This is a genomic window from Gammaproteobacteria bacterium, from assembly GCA_034522055.1.
Lineage (GTDB): Bacteria > Pseudomonadota > Gammaproteobacteria > JAABTG01 > JAABTG01 > JAABTG01.
In genome coordinates this window covers 2568734-2584358 of the sequence record JAXHLS010000002.1, presented here as the reverse complement: position 1 = coordinate 2584358, position 15625 = coordinate 2568734, and the positions used below count along the sequence as shown (strand labels likewise).

The window sequence follows — 15625 nt, the reverse complement described above, 5'->3', positions numbered from 1 at the left end:
CCAGGAATGAGCCAGAAACGGGCCCCGTTAATCGGCCAGGGGCGGAAGAGCCCGAGGGGACGATTCTAGCAAGAGTTGCGCCCGCTGACGTACCGCGAAGGGCCGGGGTCACGGGGCCGGCGGCCGGCGCACCAGACGGGTCACCTGCTCGGCGACGAAACCGCGACGCAGCAGGAAGTTGCGAAAGCGACGGTGGTCGTCGAGGGTGGCGGGGACGGGAGTGCCGAAGCGGTGGCGCAGGGCCTGCTCGGCGATGGCGGGCCATTCGTCCTGCAATGCCCGCAGGGCCCGCTCCGCCCGGGAGCGGTCGATGCCCCGCTGGGCGAGTTCCGCCTTGATCCGCAAGGGGCCGTAGGCCTTCTGGACCCGGCTGCGCACGAAGCTCTCGATGAAACGGCCCTCGTCAAGCCAGCCCTGCTCTTCGAGCCGGTCCAGGGCCTCGCGGATGGGCTCAATCTCGAAGGCCCGGGCCTGCAGCTTTTCCGTCAGCTCGCGGCGGGAATGCTCCCGGCGGGCCAGCAGGCCGAGGGCCACATCCCGGATGTCACGCCTGGGGCTCAGCCTCGGCCTCCGCCTTGGCCCCCTCCGCGGCCGCCTTGGCGGACGCGCCGGTGGGCAGCAGGACGGCCCGCAGCTTGGCCTCGATGTCCGCCGCCATCTCCGGTTTGTCCTTCAGGAACTGGCGGGCGTTGTCCTTGCCCTGGCCGATGCGCTCGCCACCATAGCTGTACCAGGCCCCGGCCTTGTCCACGATGCCCTCCTTGACTCCGAGATCGATGAGTTCGCCCTCGCGGGAGATCCCCTCGCCATAGTAGATATCGAACTCGGCGGTGCGAAACGGCGGCGCCACCTTGTTCTTCACCACCTTGACCCGGGTCTCGCTGCCCACCACCTCGTCGCCCTTCTTGATGGCACCGATGCGGCGGATGTCGAGGCGCACGGAGGAATAGAATTTCAGGGCGTTGCCACCGGTGGTGGTCTCGGGGCTACCGAACATGACGCCGATCTTCATGCGGATCTGGTTGATGAACACCACCAGGGTGTTGGAACGCTTGATATTGGCCGTGAGCTTGCGCAGGGCCTGCGACATCAGGCGGGCATGGAGGCCGACGTGGGAGTCGCCCATCTCGCCCTCGATCTCGGCCTTCGGCGTCAGGGCCGCCACCGAGTCGATGACCACGATGTCCACCGAGCCGGAACGCACCAGCATGTCGGCGATCTCCAGGGCCTGTTCGCCGGTGTCGGGCTGGGAGATGAGCAGGGACTCCACGTTGACGCCGATCTTCTCGGCATAGATGGGGTCGAGGGCATGCTCGGCGTCGATGAAGGCCGCCTCGCCGCCGCGGCGCTGGACGTCGGCCACCGCCTGCAGGGTCAGGGTGGTCTTGCCGGAGGACTCCGGGCCATAGATCTCCACCACCCGGCCGCGGGGCAGGCCGCCGATCCCCAGGGCGATGTCGAGGCCCAGGGAACCGGTGGAGACCACCTCCACGTCCACCGCCTGGGTGTCACCCATGCGCATCACCGCACCCTTGCCGAACTGGCGCTCGATCTGCGACAGGGCCGCACTCAGGGCCTTTTTCTTGTTCTCATCCATACTCACCAAGTCTCCTCGAGCCGCCAGTGGGGATGCGGGGGATTATCACACAGCGCCCCCGCCGGGGCCTACCCTTCCGCGAGGGGCCAGGTGGCCACGGTGGTGTAGGAAAGCCCGTCCCGCCCCGTCACGGAACGCACCAGGGCGAATTCTCCGACCGACCATACCAGGCCCGGGGGCGGTTCCCCGGTTTCTGCGCGCCGCACCTTGCGCGCCAGGGTCACGTGGGTGGCGAAGGCGCGGGCCTCGAGGGCCACGTCGCACCGGCCGCACACCCTGTGCACCTCCGCCACCAGCTGGGCCAGACCGGCCGGCCCATGGTCCGTGCCCACCCACAGCACCTGGGAACGGCGCCACCAGCCGAGGCGGTCGAGGACCAGGGTGAAGGCTGGTGCGGCGATACGGCCGGCCTCTTCCAGCAGGCATTGTCTGACCGGCTTATCGACATCGCCCACGAAGGCAAGGGTGAGATGAATACGCTCCGGCGGCACCAGGCGCCCGCTGCCTGCCAGGGCCGCGGCGCCTGCGGTGGCGAGGCGGGACCGCAGGTCGGGATCGGGCCAGAGGGCGAAGAACAGCCGTTCCCGCCGCGCCTCAGCCACGCCCCTCGACCATGTCCAGGACGCCCTGGAGGGCCGCCAGGACCGCCTGCTTGCGGATCATCTCCCGGTCTCCTTCGAAGTTGCTGAGCTCCGCGCGGGTGTCCCCGCCGGCCCGGGCCCAGGCCAGCCATACCGTGCCCACGGGCTTGTCGGGGGTGCCGCCATCGGGGCCGGCGATGCCGCTTACCGCCACGCTTACCTGGGCGGCGGCCCGCGCCAGGGCGCCCTCGGCCATCTCCCGCACCACCGCCTCGCTCACCGCGCCCTGAGCGGTCAGGGTAGCGGCGGAGACCCCCAGGTCTTGCTGCTTCGCGGCGTCGGAATAGGTGATATAACCGCGGTCGAACCACGCCGAGCTGCCGGGCACCGAGGTGATGATCTCACCTACCCAGCCACCGGTGCAGGATTCGGCTACCACCAGCCTGGCACTGCGTTCCTTCAGGGCCTCCCCGACCTGGGCGGCCAGATGGTGGGTCACGTCCATGCAAGGCCTCCGATGCCCGGGCGGAAGCTCGCAACGCTTGGTCTTGGGGATGCCATATCGCCTTCCTGGGTCGAGACGCCGAGCCGCCATGGGCAGCCTATACCGAACCTGCACCCCGCGCAGCTACGGCCCTCGTTGAAAATCATGATTCGCGTGCAGCGGCAAAGCGCAGCTATTTTTGGAAATCTGGCCCACCGATGGGGTACTGTCAACCGGGAACGACGACACTTTACCCACGTCGGGGCTCATATCAGGGCCCCCGCCGTGCCCGAAAGAAGCGCCGCAACAACCGCGCCGACTCCTCCGCCCGCACGCCGCCCGTGACCTCGATGCGGTGGTTCATGTGATTGTTGGACAAAAGCTGGAACACCGTCCCCGCCGCACCAATGCGTGGATCGGCCGCGCCGAACACCACCCGCCGCACCCGCGCGTGCACCAGCGCCGCGGCACACATGGGGCAAGGCTCCAGGGTGACGTAGAGCACCGTGCCCGGCATTCGATAGTTGGCGAGGCGCCGCCCGGCGGCCCGTATCGTCACGATTTCCGCATGGGCGGTGGGATCATGCCAGCCGATGGCGGAATTACGTCCCTCCGCGAGGATCTCCCCCCCACGCACCAGCACAGCGCCCACCGGCACCTCCCCCGCCACCCGGGCATCAGCCGCCAGCCCCAGGGCATGCCCCATCCAATACGCGTCCAGCAAGGTAAAGTGGCCCCCCTAGTCAAGCCAGAAACCGGCGCTGCTGAACTCATGGAAACAGGCCTCGCGCCAAGCCGCAGCGGACGACTCGCGTCTATCATTACTGATGGTTCTATTCTGCCGGATCGATGGGCACTCCCGCCCGTCAAGGACGGATTATGCGAGCATCAGAGATTCTCACAACCGCCGCCGACCGGACACCAAGATTTGCCGCCCAAGGCCTTGCACTCTTTCTTGGTGGAAGAGTTTTTGAGCAAATTGCCGACGCCTCCCGGTTCAGACCAGCACTGACCAGTGCCAGCCACCGTCTCCGGGGTGCCATCACCGCCATTACTGCAAGCACCCAGCAATACCACGACGAAGGTCGCTACAAACAGTCGGCGCGCCCGATTAGTCGCTTTGATTTGCATGTTATTCACTCCTTGGCCCTCCTCAATCAAACGTCGCAATCCATGACAGTCCATACTGTGCTGCTGACGAAACAACTATAGAAGGCTTTGCGGGAGTTGCCACCCAGCGAGTAAAGGGGTGAGAAAAGGTCTGCTACTGGTACATTAACGTGAAAGTCGCGAAGCACGGACTCCCCCTCTCCCTCTGGGAGAGGGATGGGGTGAGGGAACGAACATGGCGATACGCGCTCCTCTTTCATCATCTTGGGCGGCGCGTATCGCCAGGAGAGTTAACGTGAAAGTCGTGAAGCCCGATGTCACCCCCTCTCCCTCTGGGCCAAATCCGTCGGGAACGGATTTGAACGCGCCTCGGCGCGGCCCGCACAGCAAGGGGTCAGCACAGCAAGGGGGCAGGTCTTGTCTTTTGCCTTTTTTGTATTAAGTCGACGACTGATCCTTGAGTAATAAAGCCCAAAGCCCCCCCCTATCTCCTTCACCGTATATCCGCTACTAGCATACGCCATTGCTATAGCCTCATTTCGCGTAGTTGCTTGCCGTTCATAATCATAATGTCTTGGGCATCCCTCGTCTGTGCGACAGAGGCACTTGTCTCAAGTCCTTGGTTTTTACTCTGACCCCAAATGCCCAAATGCCTGACCACCAGCACGGAGGCCAACATCATCGTGCGTTCCACCATCGACCTGGCCCACAACCTCGGCCTGTCAGTATGCGCCGAGGGCGTGGAGGACACGGAGGCCCTGGCGCAGCTCATGGCCTTCGGTGCCGAGACGGCCCAGGGTTACCTGTTCGCGCGCCCCATGCCGGCGGATGATTTCATCCGGATGGTGCAGCAACCCCCCGATTTTACTAACCTGGAAGGTAACACCTGACTCAGGGATAGACTCACTACCGTGCGGCCATGAAGACATCCGTTCCGCTGCTCATCGCCGGCGACGATGCCGACGACCTCGACGAGATCGCGCGCCACCTCAACCCCAACTTTCCCCGCAAGGGCGCGGCCACCGAGGCGACAAAGGCGGGCCGCTTCATCATGGGGCGCGATTTCTGCGTCATCGCCCTGTCCTTCCGTACCCTGGAGGGTGCCCAGGACGCCTACACCGACATGCTGCGCCAGGCCATGCGGGATCGACCGGGCAGCCATCGGACCCTGCTCCTGTGCGCCTCCAGCGACGCCCGCGGGGCCTGCAGCGCGGTGACGCGCGGGCGCTTCGACGACTTCGTGGTGTTCAAGCCCCTGTCCGACCCCTGCCTGCTGAGGTTCAGGGCCTACCGCCTGGCGCGCTCCCTGGAGACCGAGGACCGAATCAAGCGCACCGTGGGGGAGCAGAGCCTGGCCCGTTCCCGCCAGGCCACGGACAAGACCATGGCCTCCATCGCGCAGGACCAGCAGACCATGGCTGATCAGGCCCAGGAGGACCAGATCCGACTCCGCAACCGGGTCCGCCAGCATCTTGCCGATTTCGAGGCCCGCCTCGGCGGGCCCGATTTCGCGGGCGCGGTCAAGGTACTGGACCAGGACGCCCTGGCGGCGGGTTTCCGGGACGGGATCCGCATGGACCTCGACAAGGAACTCGAGGACTTCAAGAATCGCCTCGGCGCATCCATCGATGACATGGTGGCACGCTACAAGGCCGTCAAAGAGCAGGCCCAGGCCGCCCTCGCCGCCAGGGCCGCCAGGGCCGCCACCGCTGAGAAACCGCCCCTGAGCATCATGGTGGTAGACGACGACACGGAGCTGAATGACACCATCCGGGAGATGCTGGAGATGGACGACCACCAGGTCATCCAGGCCTTCGACGGTGACGGCGGCTACTTCACGGCCGTATCCGACACCCCCGACCTGCTGCTCATCGATATCAACCTGCCCAAGCTGAACGGCATGGATTTGTGTCGTATGCTGAAGGCCCATCCCAGGACCAGGGACATCCCCATCGTCATCGTCACCGGTAACGCCACCCGTCCGGTGGTGGAATCAGGGCGCCAGGTCGGGGTACGTGAGTTTCTCGTCAAGCCCTTCTCCTACGACGCCCTGCGGGAGAAGGTTAAGAAGGTCACGGGCACCGGAGGGGCCGGGGCAGCCGGGCCCAGCGCCGCCGCGCCCCCCGGCCGCCGCTGAGCCCCGGCGCAGCCTCAGGCGCTCTTCTGCACCTGGTCCATGAGCCCTTCGCGACACTGCGGGCAGATGCCGTGGCTGACCTCGGGCAAGCGACGGGAGTCGAAGAGGCGCAGGCGGGCGATCGCCTCCTCCACCTCCATCCAGGTGCCCTCCACCATTAGTCGCTTGCACCAACTGCACATCTTGAGCAGGTCGCTGCCATGTGCCAGCGTGGCATCGAGCAGCATCACGGTGGGCCGGGGTTCTTCCTGCAACAGGCGGCTCTCGAAACACACCCCGCCGTCCGCGCGTGGGGACATGTGAAGCTCCATGAAGCGCCGGCAATGGGGACCATCACAGCGAAACGGCACTGTGATGGATTCCTCATTATCACGCACCCGCTGGATGGCGATCCGGTAAATCTGCGCGGTGGTGGGCTCGGTGATGAAATCGAACAGGGACCTGCCGATGACGCTCCGCTCGGTCAGATGAGGGGAATCGTTGCGCGCCGCGAAAGCCAGCCACTCGGCGGATACGGAATCGATCCTGTCCGTGGCATCGATCGCATAGGTGAACCGGTCGCGTACTTCGTCATTCATGACATCATTCATGGCCCTTCTCGGCCCGGCCTCGCCGTTCCCGGGTTCGGCCCCGCCCCATCCAGGGATTGGACGATACTCTAACACCATCCCACCGTCCGAAAGCAGCCCGGGGCAACCGGTTCCGGCCCCCGGGGCCCGGGGCAGCTCAACCCGGGCGCCCGTCCACCCGGGGACGGGACAGCACCGGGGTGAAGGCCACGGCGAACAACAGGAAGGCCGCGGCCCATACCACGCCGGACCACGCCACCACCGTCGCCCCATAGGGTGGGGCCACCAGGGCGGGCGCGAACACCCGCATCAGCCCCCCCGCCAGCACCAGCACGAAGGCCGCCACCAGCAGGGGCGAGGCCGCTATGGGACGACCGGTATGGCCCAGGGACACCCGCGGCATCATGCCGAGGATGAGGGTGCCGATGGCGCCGGCGGTGAAGCTGTGCAGCGTGAGCAGGGGCGCCCCACCCGTGAGGCCGGTGACGCCGTAGTAGGCGAGCCCCAGGGGGATCCATCCGTAGCCCAGGTAGAGCACCCACAACATGGGCTGGCGCCACAGCCCCGGCACGTGCCAGCCCGCCATGCGCAGGGCCTGGAACAGGGCAGCGGCCAGGGCCAGCCAGGCAGTGCCGGCGGCGAGGGGGGCCAGGAGCATGCCGAGAACCCACCCCACCAGGGTGATGGTGCCCGCCAGCTCCAGCGAGCGCCGGGGCCCGAGGCCCTCGCGGCGGCCCGTGGCGGCGCCGATGAAGAACGGCACCACCCGCCCCCCCATCAGCACCAGCAGCAGGATCACCGTCAGCCAGGCCAGGCGCAGGCCGGTGGCCGCGGTGGTGGCCGTCCAGCCCAGGGCCTCCAGGTGCACCAGCAGGTTGGCCGCCGCCAGCAGCAGCAGGATCCCCACCACCGGCAGGTTGTGGTACTGGCGCACGGCGAGGATGGGCCACAGGATGACCACGGCCACCACCGGCAGGAAGGCCAGGTCCACCAGGGCCGTCAGCGCGGCGGGCAGGGGCGTGAAGGGCAACACGCGGCCGGCTGCCCACAGCACCACCAGGGCCGCCAGGCCGGCCCCGGTGGGGGTCTCCCGCCCCGTCCAGTTGCGCACCGCGGTGAGCAGGAAGCCTGCGATGACGGCCCCGGCGAAACCGAACAGCATCTCGTGGGCGTGCCAGCGCAGGGGCTGCGCGATAGGCAGGGTACCGCCTTGGATCATATAGACCCAGAGCAGCATGAACAGGGCGGCGGTGAAGCCCGCCAGCAGGAAGAAGGGCCTGAATCCGAGCCGCAGCAGCGGCGGCACCTCGCGGGAGGCGGCGGGTTTATGGCGCATGAGTTTGAGCGGCCTTTGATTAAAGATGTATTATAACTACATTATATTAATCGGGTGCCGCTTTCAAAAGGGATCACCCCCGGCCCGACGAGTATCGCCCATGCAGATCTCACGCTTCGCCGACTACGGCCTCAGGATCCTCATCTACCTCACCCAGACGCCCGGTCGTGCCGTACCCATGCGGGAGATCGCCGCCTTCTTCGACATCTCCCATGAGCACCTGCGCAAGGTGGTGCACCATCTCTCCCAGGCCGGCCTCATCCACGGCGACCGGGGCCGACTGGGCGGCCTGCGGCTGGCCCACGACCCGGCCACCATCCGCGTGGGCGCCGTGCTCGACGACATGGACAAACCCGCCGCCATCGTGGAATGCTACGGCCGCAATCCCTGCCGGCTGGCTCCCGGTTGCCGACTGGAGGGCGCCCTCGAGGAGGCCCGGGGGACGTTCATGGAACGGTTGAACCGCTACACCCTCGCCGACATGGTGGCCACGCCGGCCATGCGGCGGAAGTTCGATACCCTGGGCGATGCCCTGGTCGATGCCCTGGGCGAGGCCGCCGTTCCACCCGTCGGAGAGGCCCCCTGAAACCCGGCCATCCTGTCCCCCGCTAAGCCCATACCGGCGCGAGTCCCGTCATCGGGCCCCGTCCCCGCAGGCGTGGTGGAGAGCCCGGCCCCGGCCGGGTTGCGTGGACCGGCAATACCTTCAGATGGGATAAAGCACGGCGAGCAGCCAGGACAGGGTGACCCACATGAGCAGGGTCAGGGGCACCCCGACGCGCACGAAATCGCCGAAGGTGTAACCACCGGCGTTCATCACCAGCAGGTTGGTCTTGTAGGCCATGGGTGTGGCGTAGCTCATGTTGGCGCCGAACAGCACCGCCAGCACGAAGGGCTCCGCCGGCAGGCCGAGTTCGGCGGCGATACCCACGGCGATGGGGGTGCCGATGACGGCGGCGGCGTTATTGGACACCACGTTGGTGAACACCGCCATGGTCAGCATGAGGCCGGCGAGCAGCACCGCCGGCGAGGCCCCGGCCGATATTGCGAGGTAGAGGCGGGCCAGGTAGTCGGCGCCGCCCGTGGCCAGCAGAGCCGAGCCGAGGGCCAGGCTGGCCACCACGATCATGACCACGGCGGTGCTGAGGCTGGCCGCCGCGTCACTCCAGCGCAGGCAGCCGGTGAGCAGCATCAGCAGCACACCGGCCAGGGCGCTCACGGCGATGGGCAACAGCCCCAGGGCGGCCGTGACGACGATACCCGCCATGATGGCCAGGGCCAGGGGAGCACGGCGGGTGTGGGGAAGGTCCGCGGTGGCGTCCAGCACCAATAACTCGCCCCGACGCTTGATGTCGGCGATGTCCTCTTGGTCGCCCTGCACCAGCAGCACGTCCCCCACCCGCAGGGGCACGTCGGCCACCTCCCCATGCAATGCCCGCTTCTCCCGCCCCGTGCGGTGCAGGGCCAGGGTGAGAAGATCGCGGTCCTCGAAGAAGCGCAGGGTGCCGAGGCTGCGCCCCTCCAGGGGCGAGCCCTGGGTGACGACGATCTCGGCGATCTGCTGGTCCCCCGAGTCCAGGGGATTGTCGTCGTCCACCGGCTCGTCACCGTTGTAGAGACGCGCCCCCAGCACCTCCTCGTACTCCTTGAGGTTCTGCGGGGTATCCCGCACCGTGAGCCGGTCGCCCGCGCGCAGGGTGGCATCGGGCAAGGGCGCCATGAGGCCGGTATCGTCGCGACGCACCTCCACCACCCGGAAGCCGTCGCCGGCCTTGTCCCGGACCTCCGCCAGGGTCGCACCGTCGGCAAAGCCCTCCTCCTCCACGCGCAGCTGGGCGGTGAAGATGCGCGGCGAGGCATCCCCCAGATGGGCATCGCGCTGGGGCAACAGGCGGGGTGCCACCAGCCACAGGTAAAGGATGGCCACGCCGGCGGCGATGGCGGCGGGCAGGAAGAAGTCGAACATGCCGAAGCGTTTCAGGCCCATGTCCGCCGCCACCCCCACCACCAGCAGGTTAGTGGAAGTACCGATGGTGGTGCTCATGCCCCCCACCAGGGTGGCGAAGCCCATGGGCAGCAGCATGCCCGAGGCCGGCTGGCCGGTGCGCAGGGCGATGCTCACGAGTACCGGCAGCAACAGCACCACGATGGGCACGTTGTTGACGAAGGCGCTCAGGATGGCCCCCACCACCAGGGTCAACAGCAGGGACAGCATGGGGCTCACCGCCCATATCCTGGCGAGTCCCCGCCCCACGGGTTCCAGGGCTCCGGTGCGCACCAGACCCTGGCCCGCCATCATCAGCGCCGCCACGGCCACCAAGGCCTCGTGGCCGAAGCCCGAGAAGAAATCCACCGCATGCAACGCGCGCCCATCCACCGTATAGGGGAAGACCTCGAAGCCCACGGTGAGCACCACCAGCACGATGAGGCTCGAGGTTTCCAGGGGCAGTCGCTCGCGGGTGAACAGCACCAGGGCCACACCCACGAGCACCAGCACGGCGATGCCATGGGCGTCCGGCGCCGCCGGCAGGGTCACGGGCGGGCCTCGGTTGGGGTGGACGGGCGTGGGTGGGTGGAGCCGTTACCGGAGGACATGGAGGTTATGGTGAATGGTGAATGGTGAATGGTGAATGGTGAATGGTGAATGGTGAATGGTGAATGGTGAATGGTGAATGGTGAATGGCAGAGTATAGCTCCGGTGCACGCACCATGCGCCACTTGTAGGTCGGGATTCATCCCGACAGCCCGGCCACGAAGACAAGACAATCGCCCCTTCCCATGGCACAAATGTAGGTCGGGATTCATCCCGACATTTGGCCTTGCTCCATGCACCCTACGCCGGGCCGGAATCCCCGCCGGCGGGCTGTCGGGCTGAAGCCCGACCTACAGCCCGAGCTGCAGGCGCAACCCCGCCGCCTGTTCCTGTGGCACGAATGTAGGTCGGGATTCATCCCGACACCCAGCGGTTCAGCCAGCCGCCGATGATGAGGGCGCCGAAGAAGGCGTCGATGAGGGTGGTCTGCTGGTCGAACCCCAGCCAGTGGGCGGGAAAACCGATGACCGCGGCCCCCGCGCCGCCGAAGGCCACGCCGCGCATGAAGCGGCACAGGGCGCAGCCCGTGGTGTCGTCTATGGGTACCCGCATCCGCACACCTCCGGTTCCGCTCTCAATGGAGTCAGTCCCTCGCCGCCATGGGCGACAGCCGACGCCGCACACCGGTGCCGTCGGGCCCATGAATAACCCGGAGGCGCCGCCCGGCCATGGCCCGGTGCTTGCCCCGCCGTCACATCCCCAGCATGGGGGCAAGATAGCGCCCGGTATGGGACGCCGCCACCGCCGCCACCTCCTCGGGCATGCCGGTGGCCACCACCTCGCCGCCACGGCCGCCGCCCTCGGGGCCGAGGTCGATGATCCAGTCGGCGGTCTTGATGACGTCCAGATTATGCTCGATGACCACCACCGTGTTGCCGTGGTCGCGCAGCCGGTGCAATACGCCCAGCAACTGCTTGACGTCATGGAAGTGCAGGCCTGTGGTGGGCTCGTCGAGGATATAAAGGGTGTTGCCGGTATCCCTGCGGGACAGCTCCTTGGCCAGCTTGACGCGCTGGGCCTCGCCGCCGGACAGGGTGATGGCGCTCTGGCCCAGCTTGATATAGGACAGCCCGACATCCATCAGGGTCTGGAGCTTGCGCGCCAGCACCGGCACGGCATCGAAGAATGCCCGCCCCTCCTCCACCGTCATCTCCAGCACCTGGTGGATGTTGCGGCCCTTGTAGTTCACCTCCAGGGTCTCGCGGTTGTAGCGCTTGCCCTGGCACTGGTCGCAGGCCACGTAGATGTCCGGCAGGAAGTGCATCTCCACCTTCACCAGCCCGTCCCCCTGGCAGGCCTCGCAGCGCCCGCCCTTGACGTTGAAGGAGAAGCGCCCCGGCGCGTAGCCCCGGGAGCGGGCCTCGGCGGTGCCGGCGAAGAGTTCGCGGATGGGGGTGAACAGGCCGGTATAGGTGGCCGGGTTGGAGCGCGGGGTGCGGCCGATGGGGCTCTGATCGATGTCCACCACTTTGTCCAGGTGCTCCAGGCCGCGCAGGGCGCGATGGGGTGCGGCGTCGAGGTTGGCCTTGTTCAGGGCGCGGGCCGCCACGGGATAGAGGGTGTCGTTGATGAGGGTGGACTTGCCCGAACCCGACACCCCGGTGACGCAGGTCATCACCCCCAGGGGGATCTTCACCGAGATGTCCTTGAGGTTGTTGCCGCGGGCGCCCTCCAGCTCCAGCCAGTAGTCATCGGCGGGATAGACCCGGACCTCGGGCACGGGGATGGAGCGGGTACCCGCCAGGTACTGGCCCGTGAGGGACTCGGGGGTGGCCTCCACCTCCTCGGGGGTGCCCTGGGCGATGATGCGCCCGCCATGGACGCCGGCCCCCAGGCCGATGTCCACCACGTGGTCGGCGGCGCGGATGGCCTCCTCGTCGTGCTCCACCACGATCACCGTGTTGCCCATGTCCCGCAGCTGGGTGAGGGTCTCCAGCAGGCGCGCATTGTCGCGCTGGTGGAGGCCGATGGAGGGCTCGTCGAGGATATACATCACCCCCACCAGGCCGGCGCCGATCTGGCTGGCCAGGCGGATGCGCTGGGCCTCGCCGCCCGACAGGGTCTCGGCGGCGCGGTCCAGGGTCAGGTAATCCAGGCCCACGTTCACCAGGAAGCGCAGGCGGTCCCCCACCTCCTTCAATATCTTGGCGGCGATGTCGCGCCGCTGGCCCTTGAACTCCGCCCGGGCGAAGAAGTCCCAGGCATCGCCCACCGCCATGGCCGTGACCTGGGGCAGGCTGGTCTCGGCCACGAACACGTGGCGCGCACTCTCCCGCAGGCGCGCCCCGTGGCAGGAGGGACAGGGCTGCTGGGACAGGTACTTGGCCAGCTCCTCGCGGATGACCGCCGAGTCGCTCTCCAGGTAGCGCCGGTTCATGTTGGGGATGATGCCCTCGAACGCCTGCTTGCGTTCCCGCGGCCGCCCCCGCCCCATGTGGTAGCGGAAGGTGATCTTCTCGCGGCCGCTGCCGTAGAGGATGATCTGCCGGGTCTCCTCCGGCAGCTCCTCGAAGGGCGTGTCGAGGTCGAATCCGTAGTGGTGGGCCAGGGCCTCCACCAGTTGGAAATAGTAGGCATTGCGCCGGTCCCAGCCCCGCACCGCGCCGCCGGGCAGGGACAGCTCCGGATGGGCCACCACCTTGGCGGCGTCGAAGTAGGCTTTGTTGCCCAGGCCGTCGCACTCGGGGCAGGCCCCGGCCGGGTTGTTGAAGGAGAAGATGCGGGGCTCCAGCTCGTTGATGCTGTAGCCACACAGCGGGCAGGCGAAGCGGCTGGAGAAGACGATGGCCTCGCGCTCCGGCTCGTCCATCCACAGCACGCGGGCCCGCCCCTCCCCCAGCTCCAGGGCCGTCTCGAAGGACTCGGCCAGGCGCAGTTGCAGATCCGCCCGCACCTTGAAGCGGTCCACTACCGCCTCGATGGTGTGCTTGCGGCGCAGGTCAAGCTCCGGCACCTCGTCCAGCTCGTACACCTGGCCATCCACCCGCGCACGCACGAAGCCCTTGGCCCGCAACTGGTCGATGACCTGGTGGTGCTCGCCCTTGCGCTGATCCACCACCGGTGCCAGCAGCATGAGCTTCGTGCCCTCCTCCATGGCCAGTACGTGATCGACCATCTGGGACACGGTCTGGGCCGCCAGGGGCTCGTGATGCTGAGGGCAACGGGGCTCCCCCACGCGGGCATAGAGCAGGCGCAGGTAGTCGTAGATCTCCGTGATGGTGCCCACGGTGGAGCGAGGGTTGTGGGAGGTGGACTTCTGCTCGATGGAGATGGCCGGGGACAGGCCCTCGATCTGGTCCACGTCCGGTTTTTCCATCATGGACAGGAACTGGCGGGCGTAGGCCGACAGGGACTCCACGTAACGGCGCTGGCCCTCGGCATAGATGGTATCGAAGGCCAGGGAGGACTTGCCCGAGCCCGACAGGCCGGTGATGACGATGAGGCGGTCGCGGGGCAGTTCCAGGCGGATGTTCTTGAGATTATGGGTGCGTGCACCCTCGATACGAATGGTGTCCATCGGCTATGGGACGGGCTCCGGTAACTGCAGCAGAAACGAAAGGGCAGAAAATTCGCCACAAACTGCTAATATTACGGGCTTCCTCGCCCACGGGCACCCCGGATGAGGGGGAAACCCAGGGCGCCCGTCCCGGTCCAGGCCCCAAGCCAATGAAAACGGGGCATGAAAACGAGGCCTGAAACCGGGCCCTGAAAGCGGCAGATAAGCCAGGGCAGGACAACCCAAGGAATTGCACGGGCGCCCCCTACGCCAGTCTCCGCGGAGGGGGGCTAACCGACTCGCACCATGACGCATAAAGAGAACACCCCGCCCTCCATGGGCCCCGTGGCCATACGCGCCGTCATCGGCCTGTCGGGGATCTACGCCTTCCGCATGCTCGGCCTGTTCATGATCCTGCCGGTGTTCACCCTCTACGGCACCGCCCTGCCCGGCTATACCGCCACCCTGGCCGGCCTCGCCATCGGCATCTACGGCCTCACCCAGGCCCTGCTGCAGATCCCCTTCGGCTTCCTGTCAGACCGCATCGGCCGCAAGCCGGTCATCGCCATGGGCCTCACCCTGTTCGCCGTGGGCAGCGCGGTGGCCGGCACCGCGGACTCCATGGTGGAGGTGATCATCGGCCGGGCGCTGCAGGGCTCCGGCGCCGTCTCCGCCGCCGTACTGGCCCTGGCCGCCGACCTCACCCCCGAGGAGCACCGCACCAAGGCCATGGCCACCATCGGCATGACCATCGGCGTGGCCTTCTTCGCCAGCCTCATCCTCGGCCCCATCGTCGCCGGCCAGCACGGCCTGGCGGGGATCTTCTGGCTCACCACCCTGTTCGCCCTGTGCGGCCTCGCCATCCTGTTCTTCTACGTGCCCACCCCCGCCTCCAGCTCCGTCCACCGCGAGGCCGAGGCGGTGCCCGAGCTGTTCGGGCGGGTGCTGTCGGACGGCCGGCTGCTGCGCCTCGACGGCGGCATCCTCATTCTCCATGCCATCATGACCGCCACCTTCGTCGCCCTGCCGCCCCTGCTGGGCGGCCACATGCCAGGGGCCGACCACTGGATGGTCTACCTGGGGGTGCTGACCCTATCGGTGGTGTTCATGGTGCCCTTCGTCATCATCGCCGAGAAACACCGCCGCATGCGGCCGGTGTTCGTGGGCGCCGTGGTGGTGATGGGCCTGGCCCAGGTGGGCTTCTACGCCACCGGTCACAGCCTCGCCGGGCTGGCCGCCACCCTGGTGGTGTACTTCGCCGCCGTCAACGTGCTGGAGGCCGCCCTGCCCTCCCTGGTGTCCCGGGTCGCCCCGGCCCACAGCAAGGGCACCGCCCTGGGGGTGTATTCCAGCTCCCAGTTCATGGGGGCCTTCCTCGGCGGCGTGCTGGGGGGCTTGATCCTCGACCACGGCGGCATCGCCCAGGTGTTCCTGCTGGGGGCCGGCGCCGCCGGCGTGTGGCTGCTGCTGGCGCTGACCATGCGCTTCCCCGAGCACCTGTCCAGCCGCCTGCTGAGCGTGGGCCGCCTGCCCCAGGTGGAGGCCGGCGCCCTGGCCACACGCCTGGGCCGCGTACCCGGGGTGGCCGAGGCCGTGGTGGTGGGGGACGAGGGCATCGCCTACCTCAAGGTGGACCACCGCACCCTCGACGAGGACGCCCTGGCCCAGGCCGCCGGACACGGTTGACAGAGGGCCGGCGGCAAGGGACATTGTTCACCTGTC

The 15625-nt window shown here is 67.5% G+C and carries 15 protein-coding genes; 4 read left to right on the top strand and 11 right to left on the bottom strand.

Going from position 1 to position 15625, the window contains the following annotated elements; all coding sequences use genetic code 11:
* Positions 1–108 precede the first annotated feature (108 nt).
* From U5S82_12590 to U5S82_12565, 6 genes are all read right to left on the bottom strand, one after another.
* Positions 109–534, bottom strand: coding sequence for a regulatory protein RecX (locus tag U5S82_12590; GenBank protein MDZ7752481.1), 426 nt, complete (start codon positions 532–534; stop codon positions 109–111).
* A gap of 10 nt (positions 535–544) precedes the next feature.
* Positions 545–1597, bottom strand: coding sequence for a recombinase RecA (gene recA, locus U5S82_12585; GenBank protein MDZ7752480.1), 1053 nt, complete (start codon positions 1595–1597; stop codon positions 545–547).
* Between the two features lie 68 nt (positions 1598–1665).
* The gene (gene thpR / locus U5S82_12580; GenBank protein MDZ7752479.1) at positions 1666–2199 is read right to left on the bottom strand and encodes an RNA 2',3'-cyclic phosphodiesterase; all 534 of its coding nucleotides are present in this window, start codon (positions 2197–2199) and stop codon (positions 1666–1668) included.
* Positions 2192–2683, bottom strand: a complete 492-nt coding sequence (locus U5S82_12575) for a nicotinamide-nucleotide amidohydrolase family protein (GenBank protein ID MDZ7752478.1) — start codon at positions 2681–2683, stop codon at positions 2192–2194. Before U5S82_12575 ends, thpR begins: the two co-directional genes overlap by 8 nt.
* A 250-nt stretch (positions 2684–2933) precedes the next feature.
* Positions 2934–3386, bottom strand: coding sequence for a tRNA adenosine(34) deaminase TadA (tadA, locus tag U5S82_12570; protein MDZ7752477.1), 453 nt, complete (start codon positions 3384–3386; stop codon positions 2934–2936).
* 164 nt (positions 3387–3550) lie between these two features.
* On the bottom strand, positions 3551–3793 hold the full coding sequence (locus tag U5S82_12565; GenBank protein ID MDZ7752476.1) for a hypothetical protein: 243 nt from the start codon (positions 3791–3793) through the stop codon (positions 3551–3553).
* Positions 3794–4413: 620 nt separating this feature from the next.
* On the opposite strand from U5S82_12565, the gene U5S82_12560 reads away from it, so the two are divergent.
* Both U5S82_12560 and U5S82_12555 read left to right on the top strand, forming a co-directional pair.
* The gene (locus U5S82_12560) at positions 4414–4662 is read left to right on the top strand and encodes an EAL domain-containing protein (protein MDZ7752475.1); all 249 of its coding nucleotides are present in this window, start codon (positions 4414–4416) and stop codon (positions 4660–4662) included.
* 29 nt (positions 4663–4691) lie between these two features.
* A complete protein-coding gene (locus tag U5S82_12555; GenBank protein MDZ7752474.1) occupies positions 4692–5909 on the top strand; it encodes a response regulator in 1218 nt (405 codons plus the stop codon).
* A 14-nt stretch (positions 5910–5923) separates the two neighbouring features.
* On the opposite strand, the gene U5S82_12550 is transcribed toward U5S82_12555, so the two are convergent.
* Positions 5924–6487, bottom strand: a complete 564-nt coding sequence (locus U5S82_12550) for a hypothetical protein (GenBank protein ID MDZ7752473.1) — start codon at positions 6485–6487, stop codon at positions 5924–5926.
* A gap of 148 nt (positions 6488–6635) precedes the next feature.
* On the bottom strand, positions 6636–7814 hold the full coding sequence (locus U5S82_12545; protein ID MDZ7752472.1) for an NnrS family protein: 1179 nt from the start codon (positions 7812–7814) through the stop codon (positions 6636–6638).
* 100 nt (positions 7815–7914) lie between these two features.
* On the opposite strand from U5S82_12545, the gene U5S82_12540 reads away from it, so the two are divergent.
* Positions 7915–8400 carry an Rrf2 family transcriptional regulator gene (locus U5S82_12540; GenBank protein ID MDZ7752471.1) on the top strand — a complete coding sequence of 162 codons (486 nt, stop codon included), beginning with the start codon at positions 7915–7917 and terminating at the stop codon, positions 8398–8400.
* Positions 8401–8520: 120 nt separating this feature from the next.
* On the opposite strand, the gene U5S82_12535 is transcribed toward U5S82_12540, so the two are convergent.
* From U5S82_12535 to uvrA, 3 genes are all read right to left on the bottom strand, one after another.
* Complete coding sequence (locus U5S82_12535) at positions 8521–10350, bottom strand: SLC13 family permease (protein ID MDZ7752470.1); 1830 nt, start codon at positions 10348–10350, stop codon at positions 8521–8523.
* 411 nt (positions 10351–10761) lie between these two features.
* On the bottom strand, positions 10762–10959 hold the full coding sequence (locus U5S82_12530; protein MDZ7752469.1) for a hypothetical protein: 198 nt from the start codon (positions 10957–10959) through the stop codon (positions 10762–10764).
* A gap of 139 nt (positions 10960–11098) precedes the next feature.
* Positions 11099–13924, bottom strand: a complete 2826-nt coding sequence (uvrA, locus tag U5S82_12525; GenBank protein MDZ7752468.1) for an excinuclease ABC subunit UvrA — start codon at positions 13922–13924, stop codon at positions 11099–11101.
* Positions 13925–14209: 285 nt separating this feature from the next.
* On the opposite strand from uvrA, the gene U5S82_12520 reads away from it, so the two are divergent.
* Positions 14210–15589: an MFS transporter gene (locus U5S82_12520; GenBank protein MDZ7752467.1), complete on the top strand. Its 1380-nt coding sequence runs from the start codon at positions 14210–14212 to the stop codon at positions 15587–15589.
* The last annotated feature ends 36 nt before the right edge of the window (positions 15590–15625 follow it).